This is a genomic window from Methyloceanibacter marginalis (genome assembly GCF_001723295.1).
GTDB classification, from domain to species: Bacteria; Pseudomonadota; Alphaproteobacteria; order Rhizobiales; family Methyloligellaceae; genus Methyloceanibacter; species Methyloceanibacter marginalis.
On record NZ_LPWD01000389.1, the window covers coordinates 1 to 6,342 of the forward strand.

Annotated in this window: 7 protein-coding genes; 4 read left to right on the plus strand and 3 right to left on the minus strand. The window is 64.3% G+C overall.

The annotated features are described in order from the left end of the window. From AUC71_RS13335 to AUC71_RS21435, 3 genes are all read right to left on the minus strand, one after another. A partial coding sequence (locus AUC71_RS13335) for an outer membrane protein (RefSeq protein WP_141701701.1) occupies window positions 1–552 on the minus strand: 552 nt, incomplete at its 3' end. A 150-nt stretch (window positions 553–702) separates the two neighbouring features. Beyond that, the gene (locus AUC71_RS13340; protein ID WP_244500960.1) at window positions 703–1,431 is read right to left on the minus strand and encodes a methyltransferase; all 729 of its coding nucleotides are present in this window, start codon (window positions 1,429–1,431) and stop codon (window positions 703–705) included. 92 nt (window positions 1,432–1,523) lie between these two features. Continuing rightward, complete coding sequence (locus AUC71_RS21435; RefSeq protein ID WP_342021864.1) at window positions 1,524–2,297, minus strand: TorF family putative porin; 774 nt, start codon at window positions 2,295–2,297, stop codon at window positions 1,524–1,526. Window positions 2,298–2,742: 445 nt separating this feature from the next. On the opposite strand from AUC71_RS21435, the gene AUC71_RS13350 reads away from it, so the two are divergent. From AUC71_RS13350 to AUC71_RS13365, 4 genes are all read left to right on the plus strand, one after another. Further along, window positions 2,743–3,492, plus strand: coding sequence for an SDR family oxidoreductase (locus AUC71_RS13350; protein ID WP_069624646.1), 750 nt, complete (start codon window positions 2,743–2,745; stop codon window positions 3,490–3,492). A 97-nt stretch (window positions 3,493–3,589) separates the two neighbouring features. Then, complete coding sequence (gene uvrC, locus AUC71_RS13355) at window positions 3,590–5,503, plus strand: excinuclease ABC subunit UvrC (protein ID WP_244500961.1); 1,914 nt, start codon at window positions 3,590–3,592, stop codon at window positions 5,501–5,503. Between the two features lie 20 nt (window positions 5,504–5,523). Next, the gene (pgsA, locus tag AUC71_RS13360) at window positions 5,524–6,135 is read left to right on the plus strand and encodes a CDP-diacylglycerol--glycerol-3-phosphate 3-phosphatidyltransferase (protein WP_069624647.1); all 612 of its coding nucleotides are present in this window, start codon (window positions 5,524–5,526) and stop codon (window positions 6,133–6,135) included. Further along, on the plus strand, window positions 6,135–6,342 hold a 208-nt coding region (locus AUC71_RS13365; protein ID WP_083238378.1), incomplete at its 3' end, for a MoaD/ThiS family protein. The genes pgsA and AUC71_RS13365, both read left to right, overlap by 1 nt.

The following is a 6,342-nucleotide window of genomic DNA, read 5'->3' on the forward strand; positions in this document are numbered from 1 at the left end:
AGGCAAACTCGGCGCCGCGCCGGCGCTCCAGCCAAAGAACGTGGTCTCGCGGAACGCGCCGCCCGGACCGCTGATGGGCAGGTCCGCGTCGGCCCACGCGCCACCAAAGGTACCGAACAGCAGCAAGTTGGGCAGGATCGTATAACCGGCACGCAGGCGCAGATCGGCAAGGGTGTCGAAGCCCGGGCTCACTTTATTGAGGCCGCCGTTAAAGCTGCGGCTGCCGCTGATATCGGAGGCCAAGAAGTCGCCTTCGACGCCGACGACGAACGGGCCGTGCTGCCAGCTATAGCCGCCGACGATGCCGCCCAAGACGCCGCTCGAGGACACCGAACTCCCGGGCGACATATCGTAGTTTACCGAGGCACCGCCGATCGTGCCGCCGAGCCACCAACCCTCGAAGATGTCCTGGGGCGGGACCGGCTCCATGCCGTAGGCGGGCGGGGCGTTATAGTCGCCGTAAAGGTCGGCGCTCGCGGCCGGGCGGGAAGCCGTGGCGCTGGCCGTTAACACGGCGGCAACCACCACAGCCTGGTACAATCGCATACGCATGACAGACTCCCTCACGATTGGAGGCTCGGCCCGTCCGCCGCGCAGCACGTGTTCGTGCTGGACCAAGCGCTCACGGCCCCAGGGTAGTGCCCGACCCTTACCGACTGTTAACGACGAACCCGGGCGAAACTGAGCAGGGTAAGCGGCGGGTTAATGGCCATCCCAAGGCGGGAAACCCGAGGCGATGCCGCCCCGCCGCTCAGCGGGCGTGAACAGCGCCACCAGGCCATGCTGCTCGATCTCCACGCGGCCGAAGCGCGATTCCAAACCCCGAGCCAAGGACTCCAGATCGTCCGCGCGGTTATTGAACACGCCTTTTTCGTTGTAGAGATCAAGGAGCGCCCGCGCCGCCGCGTTGGGTTCGATCCCGTGACCGAGAATGGTGGCGCCGAAGAGGGTGGCGCCCTCGCCCATGAGCGGCTTCAGATGATCGACCGCCACGAGCTTCTCGGCCATCGTACCGGGCAAGCAATGCAGCACGAAGGTCAGGCCCACGGAGTCGAACGGCGCCGGATCCGGCGGCAGCGGCGCCAGCAGGTTCGCCTGCCATGACCGTGGCTGGAAGCGCGCAAGCCGCCGGACGGCGCGATCGAGGCAATGGGTGTTGATGTCGGCCAGGACCAGCCGGTCGAAATGTGTGCCGGCCCGGTCGAGAAATAGCCCCGTGCCCACACCCGCCTCCAGGTGATTGGCGGAGAGGTTGGCCTCATAGAGCGCAGTGAGCCGAGAGGTGGGGCAGCGCCAGGCCACGCGGCTGGAAAGCCCGTGCACCACCAGGTCGTACAAGCGAAGCGCGAAGGGAGTGTAGACCGCGTGGGCCTTCGCGATCGCCTCGGCATCGCCCGCGCCTAAGTCCGCTTGCTCGCGAGAGTGCATCATGGCCCGTCTATGCCATCGCTCGGGCACCAAAAAAAGGGCGCCGACGAGGCGCCCTTTTCAGGTGGGAAGTGCTTTTGGGGAAGTTTTAGCCCTTAGAACGAAGCGCTGATGGTTCCCACAACCCGCGCGTCGCAGTTGTTCGCACCGCCGTTGAAGCCAACGCATCCGGCCTCGCTGAAGTCGGTATCCCAGTAACGGATATCGGCCGACCAGTTGTCCATGAAGCCGAGGGTCAGACCCGCGTTCCAGTAGGTGTAGTCACCGAGATCGTCCACGTCCTGGTAACCCAGCAATGCGCTGACGCTAGGCGTGAAGAAGTTGAACAGCTGGCTGCCGAAGACATATTCCGCCGAACCTTCGATCGCGTTGCCGGTGCCGGTCTCACCGAAGAAGTCAGGCGACCAGTAGTTGGTCACGCCAACGGTGAAGGATTCGCCGAAGGTGTAGGAGGCGCCGGTCTTAAGTTCGAAATAATCGAACTCGGTGCCCGGATCGAAAGCGCCGGGGTAGGTATAGTACAGACCGCCAATGTCGAAGCTGATGCCCTTCCAGGTCGGCGCGATACCGGCATAGTAGTCGATCTCGACCGTAGCCAGCTCCTGACCGGTGCCGCTGCCGCCGAAGTCGACGTTCGAGCCCCACATGCCAGCATAAAAGATGCCGTAGCTCGCATCGATCGAGCCTGTACGGCCGGGTTTTGGTTCGTCTGCGAAGTACCACGGAATACGTAGTCCGTGGTGAAGGTCGCCGTGCCGCCAAGGCTGAATTCTTCTGCCTGCGCCGGAAGAGCGAGCCCGCCGATAAGGGCTGCGCTCAAGATGGTTAGTTTTAACGTCCCCGCTTCCATGTGCCGAGCCATTGTCCAGTCTCCTGCTTTTTTCGCCTGTCCCATTAGGTCTTTAATTCTTGTGGGGTGTAGCTCGTTAGCCGTGTCCGCGGCGCAACGCCCCCGTCACATCGACAATAGTCCGCACCCCCCTTGAAGCAACGAAAAAGCAAGACGTTTTGAAAACATCTAGGCCAGTGTGACTAATCTGCAATGGTTCAAGGACTTTGACGCCACATTGGGCTCGCCCCCCTCCTCGCGCTGCACAAATACTCAGTCGAAGTGCACACGAGGAAGGCAACTGCTCAAAGTCGAGGCGAATCGTTATCCCTCCGACGAATCATGGGCTTGGCCACGGCCACTCTCACGCCGAATCCGCGGCCGTCTGCTGCGCTTGTTCCGTGTGACGGCGTCTCCTAGAGTGCCATTTCGCCGTCGCGAGATGCTTGACTTTCCGAATCGAGCCCGCTCCCACACAGGATAAAATGGCCGCAAACAACCCCGAAACGTCCGCGCTGGTCACCGGGGCGGCACGCCGGCTCGGCCGGACGATCGCGCTCGATCTGGCCCAAAGCGGTCGGCCCGTAGGGGTCCATTATTACGCCTCCGAGGCGGAGGCTTTCGGTCTGGTAGCGGAAATCGAGGCCATGGGCGGCCGGGCCGTGGCCCTGCGCGCCGATCTTGGCCGCTTTGACGATCTCGGCCCCTTGGTGGAGGCCTGCGCCCGCGAGCTCGGCCCGCCCACCTGCCTCATCAACAACGCCGCCTGTTTTGAGTGGGATTCGGCGGAAACGTGCGACGAATCGGGCTGGGCGATGCATCTCGACGTCAATCTGCGCGCGCCCGTGTTTCTGACCCAGGCCTTCGCCCGAATGCTACCGGAGGGCGCCACGGGCAACGTCATCAACCTGGTCGATCAGAAGGTGTGGAATCTGAACCCGGACTATTTCTCCTACACCAGCGCCAAATCGGCGCTGTGGACGGCCACGCAGACGCTGGCCCAGGCGCTCGCGCCGCGAATCAGGGTCAATGCCATCGCGCCGGGGCCCGTCTTGCCCCATAGCGGCCAAACCGAGTCGGAATTCGACGCCGAATGCCGCGCCACGCTCCTGAAACGGGTCGTGTCCACCGACGACGTCACTGCGACGGTGCGCTTTCTGCTGGAAACACCCTCGATCACCGGCCAGATGATCGCGCTGGACGGTGGCCGGCACTTGGCGCGGGGAAACGCCTGAGCGCGGCCAGCCCTTGAACCCGGCGAGGCTTAGCCCTTACTTTCATCTTTGAGGCCCCCTGCCGGGCCCGGCGCCAGCGCCGAAACCCCATGATCTCATGCCCTTAGAGAAGCCCGACAGCGCCCCCGACTCGCTCCTGACGCGCGCGCGCAAAATCTTGAGCGCCGAGACCGGCGCCGCCGTGATCGGCCGTTACGCCAAGACTGCGCCCGCGGGCCCGGGCGTCTACCGCATGCTCGATGCGGAAGGCCAAGTGCTCTACGTAGGCAAGGCCCGGCACCTCAAAAAGCGCGTCCTGAGTTATGCGCGCGGCACCGGCCATAACAACAGAATCGCGCGCATGATCGCGGACACCGCGAGCATGGAGTTCGTCACCACCAACTCCGAGATGGAGGCGCTACTTCTCGAGGCGAACCTCATCAAGCGCCTGAAGCCCCGCTTCAATGTGGTGCTGCGCGACGACAAATCCTTTCCGTTCATTCTGATCGCCCGCGATCACCCGATCCCCCAGATCCTGAAGCATCGCGGCGCGCGCAACCGCAAAGGTGACTATTTCGGGCCGTTCGCCTCGGCCGGCGCGGTCGGCCGCACCATCAACACGCTTCAGCGCGCCTTCCTGCTACGCTCCTGCTCCGACGCCTATTACGAGACCCGCGTGCGGCCCTGCCTGCTGTTCCAGATCAAACGGTGCAGCGCGCCGTGCACCGGCGAAATCTCCGCGGAGGCCTACGGCGTTCTCGTGGACGAGGCCTTGTCCTTCCTGCGCGGCGAGAGCGACGAGGTGAAACATCGCCTGCACGCGCTGATGAACGAGGCGAGCCAGGGCCAGGACTACGAGCGCGCCGCGAGCTTTCGCGACCGGCTGACCGCGCTCTCTCACATACAGTCGCGCCAGGGCATCAATCCGCACACCGTGAAGGAGGCTGACGTCTTCGCTGCCCATCAGGACGCGGGGCAGACCTGCATCCAAGTGTTCTTCTTCAGGAGCGGCAACAACTGGGGCAACCGCGCCTACTTCCCGCGCGCCGACAAGGCGCTCCCGGCCGACGAGGTGCTGGAAGCGTTCATCGCCCAGTTCTACGACGACAAGCCGCCGCCCAAGCAGGTTCTGCTGTCTCACGAGATCAAAGGCCGCCGGCTTCTTGCCGAGGCGCTCGAATTGAAGGCCGGGCACAAGATCACGGTGACAACGCCCCAGCGCGGCGAGAAGCGCGAGCTGGTCGACCATGCTCTGGTCAATGCGCGCGAGGCCCTCGCCCGGCGGCTCGCCGAGTCCGCTTCGCAAGCGCGATCTTCGCGCGTCTCGCCGAGGTGCTCGATCTGGAAGAGTCGCCAGAACGCGTGGAGTCTACGACAACAGCCACATCTCCGGAAGCAACCCGGTGGGCGCCATGATCGTGGCGGGACCGAAGGGTTCATCAAAGCGCAGTATCGCAAGTTCAACATGAAGAGCGAGGACCTCGCGCCCGGCGACGACTACGCCATGATGCGCGAGATGCTGAACCGCCGCTTCAGCCGGCTGGTCAAGGAAAGGGACAAGGACCAGGGCGAAGGCTGGGCCGCACCGGATTTGGTGCTCATCGACGGCGGCCCCGGCCAGCTTTCGGCGGCTCACGCGGTGCTCGACGAACTCGGCCTGCCGGATATCCTCATCGCCGCCGTGGCCAAGGGGCCGGACCGCAACGCGGGCCGCGAGCGCATTTATCTTAAGGGAAAACAGCCTTTGCTTTTGGAACCGCGCGACCCTGTGCTTTATTGCATTCAGACGCTCCGGGACGAGGCCCACCGCTTTGCCGTGGGCGCCCACCGCGCGCGGCGCAAGAAGGGCATCACCGCCTCGCCGCTCGACGAGGTGCCCGGCATCGGCCCCGCCCGCAAGCGTGCGCTGCTGCAGCATTTCGGTTCGGCCAAGGCGGTGAGCCGCGCCGGCGTGGCCGATCTCGAAGGTGTGGGCGGCATCAGCGCGCAGATGGCGAAGGCGATCTATGATCACTTTCACGAACGCGGTTAGGTGAGTTGAACGGATAGGACATGACGCAGCAAGGACTGGCAGATCGGCGCGGGACACCCAAAGGACATTTCGGCAGCCTGCCGAACATCTTGACCTATGGGCGCATCCTGGCGATCCCGGCCCTGGTCGCCTGTTTCTTCGTGACGGCGGACTGGGGCCGTTGGCTCGCCATGTGGATCTTCATCGCCGCCGGCGTCAGCGATTTCCTCGACGGCTATCTCGCCCGCGCCTGGCAGCAGCAGAGCGCCATCGGCAAGATGCTGGATCCCATCGCCGACAAGCTGATCGTCGCCGCGGCGCTGTTGATGCTCGCCGCCGACGATACCATCGCCGGTTGGTCTCTGTGGGCCGGGGTCATCATCCTGTGCCGTGAAATTCTGGTCTCGGGCCTGCGCGAGTTCTTGGGCACGCTCGCCGTCAGCGTGCCGGTTACCGCGCTGGCGAAATGGAAGACGGTGGTGCAGATGGTCGCCATCGGCTTTCTGCTGGCAGGCTCCGCGGGCGACAAGATCTGGCCCTACACGACGCTGTTCGGCTTGAGCCTGCTGTGGATCGCGGCGATTCTGACACTCTACACCGGCTACGACTATTTGCGCGCCACGTTCCGCCACGTCATGCCCGAGGAGAAGTGATGCGGCTTCTTTACTTCGCCTGGGTCAAAGAGAAGACCGGCGTCGCCGTCGAGGACGTCGCGGTGCCGGGCAACGTCTCGACCGTCGCCGAACTGATGACCTGGCTGAAGACGCGCGGGCCTGAGTTCGCCCACGCCTTCGAGCGGTCCGAAGTGATCCGCGCCGCAATCGATCAATCTCACGCGCGGCCCGACGCGAAGATCGCAG